At 63.5% G+C, this 18,049-nt stretch carries 18 protein-coding genes; 16 read left to right on the top strand and 2 right to left on the bottom strand.

Annotated elements, in window-relative coordinates:
- Positions 1-105 precede the first annotated feature (105 nt).
- The 3 genes from MPC4_RS01460 (at position 106) to MPC4_RS01450 (ending at position 3,845) form a co-directional block, all read left to right on the top strand.
- Entirely contained in the window at positions 106-1,482 is a 1,377-nt protein-coding gene (locus tag MPC4_RS01460) for a multicopper oxidase family protein (protein WP_244628775.1), read from the top strand.
- A gap of 26 nt (positions 1,483-1,508) precedes the next feature.
- Positions 1,509-2,927, top strand: coding sequence for a methylenetetrahydrofolate--tRNA-(uracil(54)-C(5))-methyltransferase (FADH(2)-oxidizing) TrmFO (gene trmFO / locus MPC4_RS01455; protein WP_174510953.1), 1,419 nt, complete (start codon positions 1,509-1,511; stop codon positions 2,925-2,927).
- A 96-nt stretch (positions 2,928-3,023) separates the two neighbouring features.
- Positions 3,024-3,845, top strand: a complete 822-nt coding sequence (locus tag MPC4_RS01450; protein WP_174510952.1) for a hypothetical protein — start codon at positions 3,024-3,026, stop codon at positions 3,843-3,845.
- 123 nt (positions 3,846-3,968) lie between these two features.
- Here the strand turns inward: MPC4_RS01450 and ubiA are convergent, their stop codons facing one another.
- Both ubiA and MPC4_RS01440 read right to left on the bottom strand, forming a co-directional pair.
- On the bottom strand, positions 3,969-4,973 hold the full coding sequence (ubiA, locus tag MPC4_RS01445) for a 4-hydroxybenzoate octaprenyltransferase (protein WP_425312410.1): 1,005 nt from the start codon (positions 4,971-4,973) through the stop codon (positions 3,969-3,971).
- Positions 4,970-5,413, bottom strand: a complete 444-nt coding sequence (locus MPC4_RS01440) for a hypothetical protein (protein ID WP_244605795.1) — start codon at positions 5,411-5,413, stop codon at positions 4,970-4,972. The genes ubiA and MPC4_RS01440 overlap by 4 nt, the downstream gene beginning before the upstream one ends.
- A 109-nt stretch (positions 5,414-5,522) precedes the next feature.
- On the opposite strand from MPC4_RS01440, the gene MPC4_RS01435 reads away from it, so the two are divergent.
- The 13 genes from MPC4_RS01435 (at position 5,523) to trmB (ending at position 17,993) form a co-directional block, all read left to right on the top strand.
- The gene (locus tag MPC4_RS01435) at positions 5,523-6,281 is read left to right on the top strand and encodes a 16S rRNA (uracil(1498)-N(3))-methyltransferase (RefSeq protein ID WP_174510951.1); all 759 of its coding nucleotides are present in this window, start codon (positions 5,523-5,525) and stop codon (positions 6,279-6,281) included.
- A gap of 74 nt (positions 6,282-6,355) precedes the next feature.
- Positions 6,356-6,700, top strand: a complete 345-nt coding sequence (locus tag MPC4_RS01430) for a hypothetical protein (protein WP_174510950.1) — start codon at positions 6,356-6,358, stop codon at positions 6,698-6,700.
- Between the two features lie 296 nt (positions 6,701-6,996).
- Positions 6,997-7,569 (top strand): NifU family protein, encoded by a 573-nt coding sequence (locus MPC4_RS01425; protein WP_174510949.1) that lies wholly within the window; start codon positions 6,997-6,999, stop codon positions 7,567-7,569.
- Positions 7,570-7,662: 93 nt separating this feature from the next.
- Positions 7,663-8,352, top strand: a complete 690-nt coding sequence (tsaB, locus tag MPC4_RS01420) for a tRNA (adenosine(37)-N6)-threonylcarbamoyltransferase complex dimerization subunit type 1 TsaB (protein WP_134489700.1) — start codon at positions 7,663-7,665, stop codon at positions 8,350-8,352.
- A gap of 26 nt (positions 8,353-8,378) precedes the next feature.
- Positions 8,379-8,870, top strand: a complete 492-nt coding sequence (gene rimI / locus MPC4_RS01415) for a ribosomal protein S18-alanine N-acetyltransferase (RefSeq protein ID WP_174510948.1) — start codon at positions 8,379-8,381, stop codon at positions 8,868-8,870.
- A 139-nt stretch (positions 8,871-9,009) separates the two neighbouring features.
- On the top strand, positions 9,010-10,488 hold the full coding sequence (gene miaB / locus MPC4_RS01410; protein ID WP_174511088.1) for a tRNA (N6-isopentenyl adenosine(37)-C2)-methylthiotransferase MiaB: 1,479 nt from the start codon (positions 9,010-9,012) through the stop codon (positions 10,486-10,488).
- 23 nt (positions 10,489-10,511) lie between these two features.
- Positions 10,512-11,546 (top strand): PhoH family protein, encoded by a 1,035-nt coding sequence (locus MPC4_RS01405; RefSeq protein WP_244628796.1) that lies wholly within the window; start codon positions 10,512-10,514, stop codon positions 11,544-11,546.
- Positions 11,543-12,031, top strand: coding sequence for an rRNA maturation RNase YbeY (gene ybeY, locus MPC4_RS01400; RefSeq protein ID WP_134489708.1), 489 nt, complete (start codon positions 11,543-11,545; stop codon positions 12,029-12,031). Before MPC4_RS01405 ends, ybeY begins: the two co-directional genes overlap by 4 nt.
- 2 nt (positions 12,032-12,033) lie before the next feature.
- Positions 12,034-13,095 carry a hemolysin family protein gene (locus tag MPC4_RS01395; RefSeq protein ID WP_174510946.1) on the top strand — a complete coding sequence of 354 codons (1,062 nt, stop codon included), beginning with the start codon at positions 12,034-12,036 and terminating at the stop codon, positions 13,093-13,095.
- 354 nt (positions 13,096-13,449) lie between these two features.
- Positions 13,450-15,138 carry an apolipoprotein N-acyltransferase gene (lnt, locus tag MPC4_RS01390; protein ID WP_174510945.1) on the top strand — a complete coding sequence of 563 codons (1,689 nt, stop codon included), beginning with the start codon at positions 13,450-13,452 and terminating at the stop codon, positions 15,136-15,138.
- Positions 15,139-15,295: 157 nt separating this feature from the next.
- A complete protein-coding gene (locus tag MPC4_RS01385; protein ID WP_134489714.1) occupies positions 15,296-15,790 on the top strand; it encodes a helix-turn-helix domain-containing protein in 495 nt (164 codons plus the stop codon).
- 135 nt (positions 15,791-15,925) lie between these two features.
- Positions 15,926-17,122: a methionine adenosyltransferase gene (gene metK, locus MPC4_RS01380; RefSeq protein ID WP_134489717.1), complete on the top strand. Its 1,197-nt coding sequence runs from the start codon at positions 15,926-15,928 to the stop codon at positions 17,120-17,122.
- 118 nt (positions 17,123-17,240) lie between these two features.
- Complete coding sequence (gene trmB / locus MPC4_RS01375; protein ID WP_244628795.1) at positions 17,241-17,993, top strand: tRNA (guanosine(46)-N7)-methyltransferase TrmB; 753 nt, start codon at positions 17,241-17,243, stop codon at positions 17,991-17,993.
- The last annotated feature ends 56 nt before the right edge of the window (positions 17,994-18,049 follow it).

The raw sequence follows: 18,049 nt of genomic DNA, 5'->3' as shown, positions 1-18,049 counted from the left end.
GCCTTTGCCGCCTAAACCGGCTGAACCACGGATCGCCGCCCCGTCGTTCAATGCTCTCGCCGACGCCCGTCCCCTCTCGAACCTTGCCAGCCGATGCCCGCAAAAATGATCAGCCGCCGGCGCCTCCTCGGATCGGGCCTCGCGATCAGTCTTTTTGATTGTTCCGCGCGCGGCGAGCCGGCCGCGGGCCAGGACGGGTCTTTGATTCTCGAGGCGGCGCCAGGCTCCCTGCGCCTCCTGCCCGAGCCCGCCGCGCCGACGCCGGTCCTTGCCTTCAACGGCGCGGTCCCCGGCCCACTTTTGCGTTGCAAGAAAGGCGAAGAACTCAAAATCCGGCTGGTCAACGGGCTTGAGCAGCCAACGAGTCTGTCGTGGCCGGGCGTTCGCATCGTAAATGGCATGGACGGCGTCGGCGGCCTGACCCAGAAGCCGGTCGCCCCCGGCGAAAGCTTCGACTATCGCTTTACGCCGCCTGACAGCGGCCTGTTCGGGTACAGACCGGCGGTTTTGCCCTTTGCCGGCGAACAGTTTGGCCGCGGCCTCTATGGCGCGCTCATCGTCGATGAGCCCGATCCGCCGAAGGCCGACCGCGACATGCTCGCCGTCATCGCCGACTGGCGTCTCGACGACAAGGGCGCGATCATCGCCGATTTCGATGCCAAAGAGGACGCGGCGGGGCGCGGCCGCGTCGGCTCACTGGTCACACTGAATTCGACGGCTGTTCCCGTGGCGGAGACAATGCCGCCGGGGTCGCGCGTCAGGCTGCGCCTTCTGAGCGCCGTCAACGCGCGGATCATGTCGATTGCCTTTGAAGGCCTGAAGCCCCTCATCCTGGCGGTCGACGGACAGCCGGCCGATTCCGCCTTCGAGCCCGTCCGGCAGACCATTCCCGTCGGACCCGGCGCGCGTTTCGACATGATGTTCGACCTTCCGGAAGAGGCGGCGGCGCAGGCGCGTTTGATCCTGCGCGGCGACAATGAGCCAGATCGCGTGCTTTTGTCCTTCAGGACGGAAGGGGAAGCGCGCAAAAGCCTGCCCGCTATCGGCTCGCTTCCAGTCAATCCTTCGCTCCCGGCCGAGATCAGGCTTCAGAATGCAAAGCGCGCGGAGCTCGTGATCGAACCCGCAAAACAGGCGTCCGCGGAAGGGACCCAGCCTCTCTATTGGACGATCAACGGCGTCGCGGCGGCTGCGTTTTCCGCGAAGCCGCTGTTCTCCGTAAAGCGCGGCTCTCCCGTGACCCTTGCGATCGTCAACAGATCCGCCTTCATCCAGGACATCCACGTCCACGGCCATTCCATGCGGCTCCTCCATGATCTCGACGACGGCTGGGAGCCTTATTGGCGCGACAGCGTGCTGGTCCCGGCCGGAAAAACCAAGCATCTCGCCTTCATCGCCGACAATCCGGGCAAATGGGCCATCGAATCCGCCATCGCCGAGCGGCAGGCCACAGGTCTTTCGGCCTGGTTTCTGGTGACGTGAAGCGCTTGACGCTCTAACGTCCTCTCATGCCCAACCAGAATTCCTCCCTCATCCACGTCATCGGCGGCGGCCTCGCCGGAGCGGAAGCCGCCTGGCAGATCGCCAGCCGGAACATTCCCGTCGCGCTGCATGAAATGCGACCCGTGCGACAGACGCCGGCGCATCGCTCCGGCGATCTCGCCGAACTCGTCTGCTCCAATTCCTTCCGGGCGGACGACCCCGAAACCAGCGCCATCGGCATGCTGCACCGGGAAATGCGCGCGCTGGGTTCGCTCATCATGAGCGCTGCCGACGCTCACAAGCTGCCGGCGGGCGGCGCGCTCGCCGTCGACCGGAATGGATTTTCGGCTCACATCACGGCGCAGATTTCGAACCATCCCCTGATCGAAATTTTCCGCGAGGAAATCGAGGGATTGCCGCCTGCCGACTGGCAAAACGTCATCATCGCCACCGGCCCTCTGACCTCGCCGGCTCTCGCGGCGGCGATCGGCGCGCTCACCGGCGAGCGCGATCTGGCTTTCTACGACGCGATCGCGCCTGTGGTGCATCGAGACTCGATCGATATGAGCAAGGCCTGGATGCAGTCGCGCTATGACAAGGCGGGCCCGGGCGGCACGGGCGCGGATTACATCAATTGTCCGCTCGACAAAGACCAGTATTACGCCTTCATCGACGCGCTCAACCGGGCGGAAAAAATCGAATTCAAGGAATTCGAGGATACGCCCTATTTCAACGGCTGCCTGCCGATCGAGATTATGGCCGAGCGCGGCGCCGAAACCCTGCGCCACGGTCCGATGAAGCCCTTCGGCCTCACCAATCCGCATAATCCCGGCGTCAAGGCCTATGCCGTCGTGCAACTGCGGCAGGACAACGCCCTCGGCACGCTTTATAATATGGTCGGCTTCCAGACCAAGCTGAAGCATGGCGCGCAGGTCGGGGTGTTTCGCGCCATTCCGGGGCTGGAGCAGGCGAATTTCGCGCGGCTCGGCGGCTTGCATCGCAACACGTTCCTGAATTCCCCGAAAGTGCTGGACCGCGCCTTCCGCCTCAAGGCGGACCCGAGACTTCGCTTTGCCGGCCAGATCACGGGATGCGAGGGTTATGTCGAAAGCGCGGCGATCGGGCTGATCGCAGGACGCATGGCCGCGGCCGATGAAAAGGGCGAGGCGTTCCCGCCTTTGCCCGCGACGACCGCGATCGGCTCACTTATTAATCATATTACGGCGGGACATATCGAGACGATCGACGCAGGCCCCCCCTCTTTTCAGCCGATGAACGTCAACTTCGGGCTGTTTCCGCCCCTGACGGAAAAGCTCGCCGCGCCGGAAGGCAGGCGCGTGCGCGGCGCCGAGAAGGGCGCGCTGAAAAAGGCGGCGATCAGCGCCCGCGGGTCTCGCGATCTTGACGCCTGGATGGCGGCGAACGACCTTCGGGCAGTGGGTTGACCCAATTCGAAGGTCTTCAGGCATATTCGAGACATCTTGTCTTTTTGACGCCAAGCTGACACAGTCGCCGCGCTTTTCTTTGATGAGATCGGCGCGATGAGCGATGAAACCTCCATTCTTGTGCTCGGCATGGACGAACTGGCGTCCGCGATCGCCCGCAAGCTTCATCTTTCCGGCTATGCCGTCGCCATCCATCAGCCGACGCCGCCTCGAACCATCCGGCGGCGCATGGCTTTCGTCGACGCCTGGACCGATGGCGCCTTCAGTTTCGAAGGAGTCGAAGCCCGCCGCGCTGACAAGACCCGGGATTTTCTCGACTCGCTCAAAAGCGGCGCGTCGATTCCAGTGCTCTGGCATCCGTTTGAGGATGTGGCGACGCGCTGGCCCTGGGACGTCATCGTCGATGCGCGCGCCGGGACCGGCGCCGCGCCTGAGAAATTGCGTCATCTCAGTGAGTTCACTATCGGACTCGGCCGCGGCTTCGTCGCTGGCGAGCATTGCGACGTTGTGATCGACATTGGAGCGCGCGATCCTGGCGCGGTGCTGCGGAACGGATCAATCACGCGCCAGGATTCTCGCGACGAAGAGCGCTTTGCCGACGGCAGAATGATCGCCGCTCCCCATCATGGGCTCTTTCACGGCGCAAAACGGCTCGGCGAGCGGATCGCCAAAAGCGACATCGTCGGCTCCATCGGCGAAACCGCCATCCTCGCGCCGGTCTCTGGCCGCTTGCGCGGGCTGGCGCGCGATGGCGTGGCGGTCGCAAAAGGCGCTGACGTCGCGGAGATCGTCCCATCCCCCGGCGCGGAGGTCGCCGGCATCAGCAGGCGCGATCGCCTGATCGCCCGCAGCGTCGCATTCGTGATCGAAATGGAGCGCGCCGGCTACGCGCCAATTTCCCTCGAGAGCTTTTTTTAGGGCATGACGCCCTAGAGCATATTCCGATCAGATCGGGTTCGATCTGATTGACAAGAATATGCTCAAGCTTTTGAATCTGGAGCGATTTCTCGATCGAATGACTCCATTCGATCGGAAAGCGCTCTAGCCCAAAGCCAGCCGAACCGCCTCGCCGCAAAGACCCGCGCAGAGAATAAGCCCCGCGTCACGGTTCGAACGGAACAGACGCAGGGCGGGGGTCGCATCTTCATCCAGGCTTTCGGCGGGCGCGGGAAGATGAGCGACCTGCCAGGCAAGATGGGCGGCAAAGCCAGCGAGTCCCGCCAGCGCCAGGCCGCCCGCCCCTGCGGCGAATATGGCGGCTGCGACGCAGGCGATCGAGACGGCATAGAGGCACGCCACGCCGGCGCGCACGCGGCGCCCGAAAAACCGCGCGGTCGAGCCTATGCCGACGATAGCGTCATCCTTGACGTCCATCATCGCATAGATCGTGTCATAGCCGATGGTCCAGAATATCGCGCCCGCATACAGAAGCACGGGCGCGGGTTCCAGCGATCCGAGCGCCGCCGCCCAGCCCATCAGTCCGCCCCAGGCGAAGGCGGCCCCGAGAACGGCCTGCGGCCAGGACGTGATCCGCTTCATGAAGGGGTAAATGCCGACGAACCCGAGCGACGAAAGGCCAAGCAGGATGGCGAAGCGATTGAAGCTCAAGAGAACGGCGAGGCCGATGAGACACTGGACGGCGAGAAAGACGACGGCGGCGGGCGCGCCGACGCGGCCGGAGGGAAGCGGCCGGCCTCTCGTGCGCTCGACTTTCGCGTCGATGCCGCGGTCGACAATGTCGTTATAGGTCGAGCCCGCGCCGCGCATGGCGATGGACCCTATCAGAAACAGGAGGAGATCGCGGCCGTGCGGCAGGACGCCCTGATGAACGCTCGCAAGCGCGCTCGATTGCCAGCACGGCAAGACGAGCAGCCACCAGCCGATCGGGCGGTCGATCCGGGCGAGCTGGAGAAAAGGCGCCCATGATTTCGGCGCCAGGCGGAAGAGCAAAGACCTTTGGTCAGCGTCGGGCAGACGCAACGGGTCCGCTGGCGCCTCACGCGCCGTGCCGCCTGAGCGAGGGACCGCGGACGCCGTCTTCGTCACAGGGGGCCGGCCGGGAGCTTCTGGCCTTGCGGCAGGCCGCCGCCCTGCTCCTGCGCTTTTTTCATCTGCGTCACTTGCGCGGCGATCTTGCAGGCCTGCGCCGCTACCGAGCCGGACTTTTGTGCGCTGAGGGTGATGTTTTCCAGCGCATTGTCCGGAACCGAACACCATTCCTTATTTTTGGTGAGATAGGCGAGAAGCTCACGCTCGGCGCCGACCAGCGCCTTGAGTTTAGGACATGAGGCGACGGGATCGAGCTGGTTCTTTGAACCCTTGGCGAGACGATTCAAGTCATCGATAACGACCTGGCGCTTCTTTGTCAGCGATGCGATGTCTTCGTTGCAGTCAAGGGCATGCGCGACGCCGCCGAAACCAAAGCAAATCGCCAGCGCGCCAAACGCCGCGGCTTTACGCACGCCAAGGATAAGACTATTCGCCATCATGGTCCGAGCCTTTCAACGGCGTTTGCCGTTCGTTAAGCGGTTTCCATAGCAAAAACGCGCCCGATCAAGCAAGCGCGCCGCCCGTCCTGCGTTTGTCGAGCACGAAATGCCCCGCATTGATTTCACCTCCCATCGCCTTTACGTCGACGCGCCGCTGACGCCGAAGGCGCGCGTCGCTCTCGACCCCCCACGGGCGAACTATCTGCGCAATGTCCTGCGGCTGAACGATGGCGCCGAAATTCTTGTCTTCAACGGAAGCGACGGCGAATGGCGCGCGCGCCTCGACGCGGCGAACCGCAAATCGCCGGCGCTTATCGCGCATGAACAGACGCGCGCCCAGCATCCGCCCTTCGATCTGCACTATCTGTTCGCCCCGCTGAAACATGCCCGGCTCGACTATATGGTGCAAAAAGCGGTCGAAATGGGGGCGGGACAGCTTCGCCCCGTCCTCACCCGGCGCACGCAGGCCGAGCGAATCAATCTCGAGCGCATGCGCGCGAACGCGATCGAGGCCGCGGAACAATGCGGCATCCTGTCGATCGCCGAGATTTTTCCTCCGGCCCGGCTCGGCGCTTTGCTCGAAGGCTGGAGCCCGGAGCGCCTGCTGATCTTCTGCGATGAAGACGCGCCAGTGCAGGACCCCATAGACGCGCTGCGCGCCGTCCCCGGCGCCGGGCCTCGGCCGCTCGCCGTTCTGATCGGCCCGGAAGGCGGCTTCGATGAGGACGAGCGGCAATTACTCCTTGCCATGCCGCAGGCGCTACGCCTGTCGCTCGGCCCCCGAATCCTGCGCGCCGATACGGCGGCTGTCGCGGCGCTGGCGCTGATCCAGGCCAGTCTTGGAGATTGGCGCAGCTTTCGTTAATCGACCATTAAATCGCCCCATTATAAAGTCACTCCAATGGCGATTCGTCGGGAAGCGAAGATTCGGGATTCTTCATGATCTTACGCGCCAAGGCCGTCTGGTTTCTTTCAAGCGTCGGCGCCGGTCTCCTGGCCCTTGGCGCGGGCGCGCGGGCGGATGATTTACCCTCCCCGCAGGTCAAATGCGACGCCGCCTATGGCCCGGGATTCACCGCGAGCGAAAACGGCGAAAGCTGCGTATGGGTCGGCGGCCATTTGCGCGTCGGCTTCGGCCGAAGCGGCGTGTCGCCGGACGCGGGCTCCGCCAATAGAGGCGCAATGCGCGTCAACGCGGACGACAATGCGAGCGATGGCGCGCGGGCGATGACCGGCCATCTTCGTCTGCGCGACGGCGATGCCGTGGGAACGATCGCGCGCTGAGCCCTTCAGCCGCGATCAAAGAATTTTCGACGAGCCGCCCCTTGCTGAGCCGAAATGCCCTGAAAGTCACACGGAACGGCCGGGCGCGGCCCACGCCGCTTGGGCCCTCGGCCGATCCTCATCAAAAGGACGCCGCAGGCAAGCCGCGCAGCAAGCTTGGGCTCGACGAAATATCACGCTCGCCATATTGATCCGGAACGCTTATTTATTTGTGGGACGGCGGCCGCAGCAGCGCGCCGTCGCCTTCATTCGCCGCATCCAGCTCCGGCCTTGAACCGGACGTTTGGGAGAGAGCCATGTTCATCCAGACTGAAACGACGCCGAATCCTTCGACATTGAAATTCCTGCCAGGCCGCACCGTCATGGGCGCCGGCACGCTCGATATCCGCGAAGCCGCCGGCGCGCAGCAATCGCCGCTCGCGGAAGCGCTGTTCGCGCTCGACGGCGTCTCCGGCGTCTTTTTCGGGTCCGATTTCATCTCGGTCACCAATTCAGGCGCCGACTGGCAGGAACTGAAGCCGACCGTTCTCGGCGCCATCATGGAGCACTTCGTCTCGGGCGCCCCGCTGCTCAACGCGGAGGCGGCGGCGCAGCATGGCGACGGACTGCAAGGCGAGGACGAATTTTTTGCCGCGGACGACTCCGAGACCGTCGCGACGATCAAACAACTCATCGAATCCCATGTGCGGCCCGCCGTCGCCAATGACGGCGGCGACATCAAATTTCGCGGTTTTCGCGACGGAACCGTCTATCTCGCCATGAAGGGTTCGTGTTCGGGCTGCCCCTCCTCTACTGCGACCCTCAAGCATGGAATTCAGAACTTGCTCAAACATTATGTGCCGGATGTACGCGCCGTCGAACAGATCTGAAGCGAAATCGCCGTTTCAAGCCGCCTTGCGCCAAGCAGATCCCGCTTCGTCTGACGACGATGCGCCGAAGCAAGCGACCGGCGGAGTTCGCCCTTGAAAATCCTTGCGATCGACACCGCGCTTCCGGCGGTTTCGGCCTGCGTGCTGGACGATGAGGGCGGAGTCGAAGCGATCGAAAGCATCGCGATGGAGCGCGGGCATGCCGAAGCGCTGCTGCCGCTGATCGACCGGGTGATGGCGAGAGTCGATGGCGGCTTCGAGGCCCTCGGCCGCGTCGCGGTCACCGTCGGTCCCGGCTCGTTTACGGGATTGCGCATCGGGATCGCCGCCGCCCGCGCCATCGGCATCGCCTGCGAAATCCCCGTCGTCGGCGTTTCGACGCTGGCGGCTCTCGCGGCGCCCTTGATCGTGGCGCAGAAGCCTGGCGTCGTCGCGGTCGCGATCGACGCCCGTCACGGCAATATTTTCTTCGCTGCTTTCGGTCCGGACGGGCGAGCTTTGCTGGCGCCCCGTATCGCGTCGGCTCTGGAGGCGGCCCATTCGCTTGGCCCCGGCGATGTCCGGCTTGCCGGCTCCGGCGCGCCGCTTCTCGCGGCCGAGGCGGAAAAACTTGGCCTGAATGTCGAACTTATCGCTGAAAATCTCGTTCCCGATATTGCTTTTGTTGCGAGACTTGGGCTTTTCGCCGATCCGGCGCTGGCGCCCGCGCGGCCGCTCTATCTCAAAGCCGCCGACGCGAAGCCCCAGGCGGGGAGCGTGTTTTTGCCGACTGACGCCCCATGAGCCTCGATAAATTGGGCCTTTGACCCATGTTCAGCCTGTTCGTCAAAGGATCGGCGCCGGCCTATCGTCCAATCGGCGCCGAGCGCAGCGCGGAGTGCGCATTGATCCACGCCGGCAGTTTCGCCTATCCTTGGGCCGAAGCCGACTTTGAACAATTGCTGCTGGGGCAGGAGATCGTCGCGAATGGCGCCATCGAGGCGGATGATCGCGCCCTCGCCGCATTCATCCTGTCGCGCGCAGCCTTGGATGAAGCCGAGATCTTGACCATAGCCGTCGCCCCGGCGTGGCGGCGTTACGGCGTTGGCCGCACGCTACTTGCAACGCATATCGCCAGCCTCACCAAACTTGGCATCAGGCGGCTCTTTCTCGAAGTAGACACCCAGAACGCCGCCGCGCGCGCGCTTTATGATGCGGCGGGCTTTCGCCAGATCGGCGAGCGCAAGGCCTACTACCGCAAACAGGGCGAGAGCCCGGCGAGCGCCCTCGTGATGCGGCTGGACTTGGGTGGGCAAGTCTGACAAGACCGGGTTTTAGCAGAACGGTCGAAGCGTAGGGTTCGACCCGGCGTTTGAAGGAGGTAAGGATGCCTATTTCTTCGAGCGTCATTAGCCTTTAGAATACGCATGCGAGGCTGCGGCCTCGAAGATCGCGGGGATGATGTCTCAGTTGGATGATTTGAAGTTGGAGTCGGGGCAGGCGCGCGCAAGCGGCGAACATCCCGATGAGACGGCGCCCCCCGCGCACGGGCGAAAGCTCTTCGTGCAGTCTTTCGGCTGCCAGATGAACGTCTATGACGCCCAGCGCATGACCGATCTGCTGAGCCGCCAGGGCTATGCCGAGACGGCGGAGGTCGAAGACGCCGATCTCGTGATTCTCAATACCTGCCATATTCGCGAACGCGCCGCTGAAAAGATCTTTTCCGAACTAGGCCGGCTGCGCGCGCTGAAATTGGAGCGCGCCGGCGCGGGGCTCGCCACCAGGATCGTCGTCGCTGGATGCGTCGCGCAGGCCGAGGGCGCCGAAATCTATCGCCGCCAGAGCGCCGTCGATGTCGTCGTCGGGCCGCAAAGCTATCATCGCCTGCCGGAACTGCTGCGCCGCGCCGAGACCGAAAAGCGGGTCGTCGACACCGATTTTCCGGCCGAGGACAAGTTTGATTTCCTCGCAGCGCCCGAGCCGCAGCAAACCCGCAAGCGCGGCGTCAGCGCTTTTGTGACGGTGCAGGAAGGCTGCGACAAGTTCTGCACCTTCTGCGTCGTGCCCTATACGCGCGGCGCCGAAAATTCGCGCCCGCTCGAGGCCGTCGTGAACGAGGTGGCGGCGCTCGCCGCCGCCGGCGTGCGCGAGGTGACGCTGCTCGGCCAGAACGTCAACGCCTACCACGGCGAGGCGCGCCAAGGCGCGGCCTCGCTCGCGCAGCTCTGCCGGGACATCGCCAGCCTGCCGGGCATCGCGCGCATTCGCTACACGACGAGCCACCCGAACGACATGGACGCCGGACTGATCGAAGCGCATCGCAGCGAGGCGAAGCTGATGCCCTTCCTGCATCTGCCGGTGCAATCTGGCTCCGACGCGGTGCTCGCCGCGATGAACCGCAAACATACGAGCGCCGATTACATTTCGCTCTGCGAGAGGATCAGAGAGGCGCGGCCCGATATCGCGCTCTCATCCGATTTCATCGTTGGATTTCCCGGCGAAACGGATGCGGATTTCGCGGCGACGCTGCGCCTCATCGAGACCGTCGGCTTCGCCAGCGCGTTCTCATTCAAATATTCGCCGCGACCTGGCACCCCCGGCGCCGACCGCTCCGATCAGATCGAGGAAGGCGTCAAAGTCGAGCGCCTTGCGCGGCTGCAGGCGCTCCTCGAAAGCCAGCGGCAAGCCTTTAATCGGAGCATGGTCGGGCGCAAGCTCGACGTCTTGATCGAGAAGCGCGGCCGCCATCCCGGCCAGATCGCCGGCAAGACAAGCTATCTGCAGCCGGTCCAGCTGGACGGGGCTGAAAATCTCATCGGCGCCATCGTCACGGTCGAAATCGTCGCGACAGGCTCCAATTCCTTGTTCGGGCGGCTGGCGTCCGAGCCGGGATCGCGGCCGCCCGCCGCGATCCAAGACAGTGTGCGAGGGTCCGTTTGAAACCATCCGATCGTTCCCCCGCGCTGCCTCGGCCGGAGATCAAGCGTCCGCCGAGCGACCTCGAAGCCGTCGAGATCAACCTCGCCTTTGACGACAATCGCTACGCCTCGCTGGTTTTTGGCCATTACGACCAAAATCTCGCCAAGCTGGAGCGAAGGCTCGGCGTCATCGCCAACGCCAATGGCAATCTCGTCACCATCAAGGGAACGCCGGACGCCTGCGAGCACGCCCGCCTCGTGCTGGAAAACCTTTACGGACGCGTCAAGACCGGCCAGCCCGTGACCCTCGGGGACGTCGACGGCGCGATCCAGGAAGGCGCGCTGCAGGGCTCGCTTTTTCCCAAAGAGACGGATGCGGGGCGCATTGCTTTCGAGCAGATCGGAACGCGCCGCCGCGGCCCTGTGCGCGCCCGCAACGCCGCCCAGGACATTTATCTGCGCATGCTGAAACGTCATGAACTGGTGTTCGCCGAAGGACCGGCCGGCACCGGCAAAACCTGGCTCGCCGTCGGCTACGCCGTGCTTCTGCTTGAGCAGGGCGCGGTTGAGCGTCTGATTCTGTCGCGCCCCGCCGTCGAGGCGGGCGAGCGCCTTGGCTTCCTGCCCGGCGACATGCGGGACAAGGTGGATCCTTATCTGCGCCCGATCTTCGATGCTCTCGCCGACTTCATGGACCCGCGCATGCTCGAGCGCGGCATGCAAACCGGCATGATCGAGGTCGCGCCGCTCGCCTTCATGCGCGGACGAACCCTCAGCAACGCCTGCATTCTGCTCGACGAGGCGCAGAATGCCACGTCGGTGCAGATGAAAATGTTCCTGACCCGGTTAGGCGAGGGCTCGCGCATGATCGTCACCGGCGATCCGACGCAGACGGACCTTCCGGTCGGCCAGAGGTCGGGCCTTAGCGAAGCCATCAAGCTGCTGTCCGGTCTTGAAGGCGTCGGCCATGTCATCTTCAAGGAAGGCGACGTCGTTCGTCACGATCTGGTGCGCCGCATCGTCGGCGCATATGAATACGCCCATCAGGCGGTGGCCCTGGACGAGAAAGCCCGACGATGAAACCCCTCATCGACATTGCGATCGAGGCCGAGGCCTGGGATGGATTCGAAGATCCCGCGGGCCTTGCCGAGACGGTGATCGGCCAGACGATCAGCCAGAGCGGCGTCAGGCTGGCCGAGGGCGCGGAAATCAGCATCGTCCTTTGTGACGACGCTTTCATTGCCGATCTCAATCGCAAATGGCGATCCATCGACAAGCCGACCAATGTGCTCTCCTTTCCGAGCGGCGGCGCGATCGCTTCGAGCCCCGTTCTGGGCGATATCGTGATCGCCTTCGAAACCGCCGCCAGAGAAGCCGAAGAAGCCGCAAAGCCGTTGCGCGACCACGTCGCGCATCTTCTCGCGCACGGCTTTTTGCATTTGATCGGCTATGATCACATCGCCGACGCCGACGCCGAGGCGATGGAGGCTCTCGAGCGCTCTGTGCTCGCCCGGCTCGGGATCGAGGATCCTTATCAGGAGCCTCTGGTTCGGGCCAAACCGTAACGATGACGACGATGAGCGAACGCGAAAGTCCGGCAGCGGGCGAAGCCGGAACGGAGAGGGCGCCCGCCAAGCCGAACCTGTTTGATCGACTGCGCGCCATATTCGGCCTCGGCGGCGCCTCGATCCGCGACGATATCCAGGATGCGCTTGCCGATTCATCGATCGAGGTCGATGTGTCGCCGCAAGAGCGCACAATGCTGAGGAATGTCCTCGCCCTGCATGAAGTCCAGGTCGAGGACGTCATGGTTCCGCGCGCCGACATTGTCGCGGTCTCGCTCGACAGCAGCCTTATCGAGGTGCTCGCAGTCTTCCGCACGGCCGGCCACTCGCGCTTGCCCGTGCATGGCGAGACGCTCGACGATCCCCGCGGCATGATACATATCCGCGATCTCGTCGCCTATTTCGCCGCCGGCATTCCGGAGCCGGTCGAGGATGAGGGCGATCGTCCGACGCCGCCAAGCGTGTCAGAGACAGATGCCGCCGACAGCTTCAAACTCAAGACATTCGCGGATTTCGACATTCCATTGGCGGAGGCCAACGTTCTGCGTCCGGTGCTGTTTGTGCCGCCTTCCATGCCGGCGCTCGATCTGCTCGTCAAAATGCAGGCGACGCGCACGCATATGGCGCTGGTGATCGATGAATATGGCGGCACGGACGGGCTCGCCACGATCGAAGACATCGTCGAAATGATCGTCGGCGACATCGAGGACGAGCACGACCTTGACGAAAGCCCGAAGATCGACGCCGCCCCCGACGGCAGCTTCATCGTCGATGCGCGCGCGAGCCTTGAAGACGTCTCTTTGGCGATCGACGCAGATCTCACTGCGATCAGCGACGCCGAGGAGGTCGACACGATCGGCGGCCTTATCACGACGCTGGCCGGCCATGTGCCGGTGCGCGGCGAAATCATCGTCGAAGGCGGCCTCGAATTCGAAATTCTGGACGCTGATCCGCGCCGCGTGAAACGGGTCAGGATTCACCTTGGCCTGAAAAGAGCCGCCGCCAAAAGCCTGGAGCCGCAGGGCGGTTCAACAGCAGGCGATTCTTCCCCGGCGGCGCCTTGACCGGGCAGCTAAAAAAGGAGGCGTTTGAGCTCCCAGAAGGTGACGCGCCGTCGGAGCAAATCTCCGGCATTTTACAGGGCGATGGCGGCTTACCTGGCGATGGCGGCCGCAACGCGAAAGGGGGCCGTCTCCGCGTTAAAGACAAGAATCGGATTTACATCCTCCTTTGGTCAAACGGGATAGACCGCCGGCAGCGGGGCCTTAGCGGCCGGCCGTCCCGGCGCTCATCATCAGGCCGGAGAGCTTCCTTGATTTCGCGGCACAAGAACATCCACCCCGCCCTTTGTTTCGTCACGCCTTCGTCATGCGAATCGGCGGCGCCTTCGCTTAAAGCTCCCTTTCGGGATCTTTAACATGTTCGCTCTCGCCGCATCGATCACAAAGGCTGCTGGATGGCGCCGCCGTCTGATCGCGCTCTCCTGCGGCGCGGTCGGCGCACTCGCCATGGCGCCCTTCAACTTTTTTGCGGCGATGGCGGTCCCGATGACGGTCGCGGTCTGGCTGATCGACGGCTCGACCGCTTTGCCCGAAAAGAAACCCGTCACCCCCCTTTCCACCTCATCCGGGCGCGAATGGCGGGTTTGGCGCAAGCTGCCACTCGCGGCGCGACGAGCCTTCTGGGCGGGCTGGTGGTGGGGATTTGGCTATTTCCTCGCTGGCCTTTGGTGGCTCGGGGCGGCGTTTCTCGCCGACAACGATCAATACGTCTTCGCGATGCCGCTTGGCGTCATCGGACTTCCCGCCGCCATGGCGATTTATCCGGCCTTGGGCTTCATGCTCGCGCGCCTGATATGGACGCAAGGGCCGAGCCGGATTTTCGCATTCGCCGCGGCGTTGACCTTTACCGAATGGCTGCGCGGGCGCCTTTTTACGGGCTTTCCCTGGAACGCCTTCGGCATGGCGCTCGGCGGCAACCTCGCTGGCGCACAGCTCGCCTCGGTGATCGGGCTTTATGGGCTGACCATCGTTACGATCGTCCTTTTTTCCGCGCCGGCGACTCTCGCGGCGCAGCCTTTTTCCCGGCGGCCTCTCGCGCCGACGGGGGCGGCGCTGGTCGCCCTCGCCGCTGTATTCGGTTTCGGCGCGTGGCGTCTGGCGCAAGCGCCGCAGAACTCCGTCGCCGGCGTCGCGCTGAGGATCATGCAGCCGAATCTCGCGGAGGATGATAAATTTCGGCCCCAATACCGCGACGAGATCTTAAATCATTACCTCAAACTGTCAGCGCTCGCAGCCGACGCCGATTCGCTCAACGTGACGGTGGTGATCTGGCCGGAGTCGGCCTTTCCGTTCATTCTGTCGCGCGACCCGGAGGCGATGGCCGAAATCGGGGCGGCGCTGCCGCTTGGCTCCATTCTCGTCACTGGCGCCGCGAGGGCGGAGGAAGATCCAAGAACCATCGCCGCGGGCCTTGGCCTTCCGATCTCGAAACTGGCCAACCCGGTCTTTTTCAACGCCATTCAGGTCATCGGAAGCGGCGGCGTCCTTATCGACTCCTACGATAAGGCCCATCTAGTGCCTTTTGGCGAATATCTGCCCTTCGAATCGCTGCTGACCCATATCGGTCTGCATCATTTCGTCCACATTCCGGGCGGCTTCGAGCCCGGCCCCGGACGCAAGACGCTGAACGTGCCGGGATTGCCGCCGGTCGCGCCGCTGATCTGCTATGAGGCGATTTTCCCCGGAGAAGTTTTGCCGCAAGAACCAGGAGCGCCGCGGCCCGGGCTTTTGCTGAATGTGACGAATGACGGCTGGTTCGGATTGACGGCCGGCCCTTACCAGCATTTCGCCCAGGCTCGGCTGCGCGCCGTCGAAGAGGGATTGCCGCTCATCCGGGCCGCCAACACGGGCGTCTCGGCCATTGTCGATCCCTATGGGCGCGTCAAGGAGCAATTGCCTCTGGGCGTCGAAGGCCTTCTCAAAGGCTCCTTGCCGGCGGCGATTCCCGCGCCGGTTTTCGCCCGTCACCCATTTTTAACGCCGCTTTTATGCTGGATTGCCGTTCTCGCCATTGCCGTCGCGGTGTTTTCGCGAAAGCGTGTTTGACAATAGCGGATTAAGTGTCATGTAATTATTTTCATCCTTTATCAAAAGGTCACCAGCCCGACAGCTGTCGCCCGAGGAAGCTGTATCGATATGAACGCATGAAACCCCAGTATCGAACCTTACAAGAAACGTTCTACTATAAAAGCACGGTAGGGCTATGAGCGATCAAAATATCTCCATGGATAAGGTCAAGAAAGTTCCCAACCCGATCGACCGTCATGTTGGCAGCCGCGTGCGCATGAGGCGTGTCATTCTTGGCATGAGCCAGGAAAAATTGGGCGAAGCTCTGGGTCTGACTTTTCAGCAAGTTCAGAAATACGAGAAGGGCGCGAATCGGATCGGCGCGAGCCGGTTGCAGCAGATTTCGCGCACGCTCGACGTGCCGCCGGCGTTCTTCTTCGAAGGCGCGCCTTCTTTCGAGAGCCCCCCCGCTCCTGAACAAAGGCTTGGCGTCGCCGAGGACGCAAATCCAAGTTATGTCGCAGACTTCCTCTCGACTGCGGAAGGATTGCATCTCAACATGGCCTTCTCTCGCATTCACGACCCCAAGGTGCGCAAGCGAATCATCGATCTTGTCTCCGCCCTCGCCGGCGACGAGGCGAGCGCCGATCTGGCGCCCCCAACCCCGAGGGACGGAGGCCTGCGCGACTAGCGCGCGTTCGGTCTAACGAACAGGACAGCCCAATTCGCTTGACAAAACGAACGGGATATTGAAATTTTTGGGGCTCATTTCATGGGCCCTTCGCTATCGGCTGCGGGCCTCCCAAAATGTTTAACGGAGGCCGCTGTGGCTCGCGAGAATTTTCTTTTTACGAGCGAATCTGTCGCGGAGGGACACCCCGACAAGGTTTGTGACCGCATCTCAGACGAGATTGTCGATCTTTTTTTCCGGGAGGGCGCGCGCGCCGGCGTCGATCCTTATCAGATCCGCGTCGCCTGCGAGACCTTGGCGACAACCAACCGCGTCATCATCGCCGGGGAGGTGCGCGGCCCGGCGGTTGAGCCGGCGGCGATCGAGGCGGCTGCCCGCGGCGCAATCAAGAGCATCGGTTACGAACAGGCTGGCTTTCATTGGCGCACCGCCAATGTCGAGATACTGCTGCACGCCCAATCGGCCGACATCGCCCAGGGCGTAGACGCCGGCGGCAACAAGGACGAAGGCGCCGGCGATCAGGGGATCATGTTCGGCTATGCCTGCCGCGAAACGCCGGAGCTGATGCCGGCGCCGATCTATTATTCCCACAAAATTCTTGAAGTTCTGGCGCGCGAGCGCAAGTCCGGCAAAGGCGACGCCGCCAAGCTCGGCCCGGACGCCAAAAGCCAGGTGACTGTGCGCTATGTCAAGGGCAAGCCCGTCGGCGTCACCCAGATCGTTCTCTCCACTCAACATCTTGATGAAAATCTGAGTTCTCAGGATGTGCGCGCCATCGTCGAACCTTATATTCGCGCCACTTTGCCGGAGGGCTGGATCGGCCAGGACACTGTCTGGCACGTCAATCCGACTGGAAAATTCGTCATCGGCGGCCCCGACGGCGACTGCGGCTTAACCGGGCGCAAAATTATCGTCGACACCTATGGCGGAGCGGCTCCGCACGGCGGCGGCGCTTTTTCGGGCAAAGACCCGACGAAGGTCGATCGCTCCGCCGCCTACGCCGCCCGCTACCTTGCCAAAAACGTTGTGGCGGCCGGTCTGGCCGACCGCTGCACCATCCAGCTCTCCTACGCCATCGGCGTCGCCGAACCGCTTTCGATCTATGTCGACACGCACGGCACCGGCCAAGTCGCCGAAGAGAAGCTGGAGGCGATCCTCGGCCAGAGCATGCGCCTGTCGCCGCGCGGCATTCGCGAGCACCTGCAGCTCAATCGGCCGATCTATGCGCGAACTTCGGCTTACGGCCATTTCGGCCGGGCGCCCGACGAGGAAGGCGGCTTCTCCTGGGAGAAAACCGACCTTGGGGACAAGATCAAAGCCTATCTTGCCTGATAACGCCCCCTCTGCCGCGGAAATAGCGCGCGTTCCGGCGGAGCAGCGATCCGGCGATGCGTCACTGGCCGCCCGGCAGCGCGCCTCACGGGCGGATGCTCGCAGCGAAAGTGAGGCGCTGGTCCGGCCGCAAGCGACGCTGTTTGGCCGCCGCAGAGGCAAGCGGCTGACTGCGCGCCACGACGGACTGATGCAAACTGCGCTGCCCGAGGTTGCGCTCGACGCGTCGCGGCCAATTGCGCCTGCGGCGCTGTTTCCGCAGGGCGTCTGCGAGCTTTGGCTCGAAATCGGCTTTGGCGGGGGAGAGCATCTTGCCGCGCTGGCGAAAGCGCATCCGCATGTCGGCTACATCGGCTGCGAGCCCTTTCGAAACGGCGTCGCCAAAGCCCTCGCGTCGATCGAGGCGGAGAAATTACGCAACGTCCGCCTTTACGAGGGCGACGCGCGCGCGATCATCGAAGCGCTGCCCGAGGCGGCTCTGCAAGGCGTCTATCTGCTCTATCCCGACCCCTGGCCGAAAAGGCGCCAGCGCAAGCGGCGCTTCTTGTCCGATGCCCTGCTGAGCCGTCTCGCCCGCGTCATGCGGCCCGGAGCCGAACTTCGCTTCGCCACGGACATCGATGACAACGCCGGCTGGACGCTTGCGCGCCTCCTGCGCTCCCCGCATTTCATCTGGGCGCCCGAAACCGCCAGCGACTGGCAAGATCCGTGGCGCGGGTGGCCCGGAACGCGATATGAGGCAAAAGCGCTACGCGAAGGGCGGAAGCCGGCCTATTTCACTTTCAGACGCAATCAGGCGCCCGTGGCGCAAGCCCCGAATGGAATGGAGTCATCCGATCGACCAGAAAGCGGCTCAGATTCAAAAGCTTGAGCATATTCTTGTCGATTAGATCGAACCGATCTGATCGGAATATGCTCTAGGCTGAA

This window comes from Methylocella tundrae, assembly GCF_901905185.1.
GTDB classification, from domain to species: Bacteria; Pseudomonadota; Alphaproteobacteria; order Rhizobiales; family Beijerinckiaceae; genus Methylocapsa; species Methylocapsa tundrae.
Note: the sequence above shows the minus strand (reverse complement) of the source record. Positions and strands in the feature narration are given on the sequence as shown.

What these genes read in the sequence shown, in the direction of transcription:
- MPC4_RS01460 (WP_244628775.1), top strand. Translation starts at nt 106, where the DNA reads ATGATCAGCCGCCGGCGCCTCCTCGGATCGGGCCTCGCGATCAGTCTT.
- trmFO (WP_174510953.1), top strand. Translation starts at nt 1,509, where the DNA reads ATGCCCAACCAGAATTCCTCCCTCATCCACGTCATCGGCGGCGGCCTC.
- MPC4_RS01450 (WP_174510952.1), top strand. Translation starts at nt 3,024, where the DNA reads ATGAGCGATGAAACCTCCATTCTTGTGCTCGGCATGGACGAACTGGCG.
- MPC4_RS01440 (WP_244605795.1), bottom strand. Translation starts at nt 5,413, where the DNA reads ATGGCGAATAGTCTTATCCTTGGCGTGCGTAAAGCCGCGGCGTTTGGC.
- MPC4_RS01435 (WP_174510951.1), top strand. Translation starts at nt 5,523, where the DNA reads ATGCCCCGCATTGATTTCACCTCCCATCGCCTTTACGTCGACGCGCCG.
- MPC4_RS01430 (WP_174510950.1), top strand. Translation starts at nt 6,356, where the DNA reads ATGATCTTACGCGCCAAGGCCGTCTGGTTTCTTTCAAGCGTCGGCGCC.
- MPC4_RS01425 (WP_174510949.1), top strand. Translation starts at nt 6,997, where the DNA reads ATGTTCATCCAGACTGAAACGACGCCGAATCCTTCGACATTGAAATTC.
- rimI (WP_174510948.1), top strand. Translation starts at nt 8,379, where the DNA reads ATGTTCAGCCTGTTCGTCAAAGGATCGGCGCCGGCCTATCGTCCAATC.
- miaB (WP_174511088.1), top strand. Translation starts at nt 9,010, where the DNA reads ATGTCTCAGTTGGATGATTTGAAGTTGGAGTCGGGGCAGGCGCGCGCA.
- ybeY (WP_134489708.1), top strand. Translation starts at nt 11,543, where the DNA reads ATGAAACCCCTCATCGACATTGCGATCGAGGCCGAGGCCTGGGATGGA.
- MPC4_RS01395 (WP_174510946.1), top strand. Translation starts at nt 12,034, where the DNA reads ATGACGACGATGAGCGAACGCGAAAGTCCGGCAGCGGGCGAAGCCGGA.
- lnt (WP_174510945.1), top strand. Translation starts at nt 13,450, where the DNA reads ATGTTCGCTCTCGCCGCATCGATCACAAAGGCTGCTGGATGGCGCCGC.
- MPC4_RS01385 (WP_134489714.1), top strand. Translation starts at nt 15,296, where the DNA reads ATGAGCGATCAAAATATCTCCATGGATAAGGTCAAGAAAGTTCCCAAC.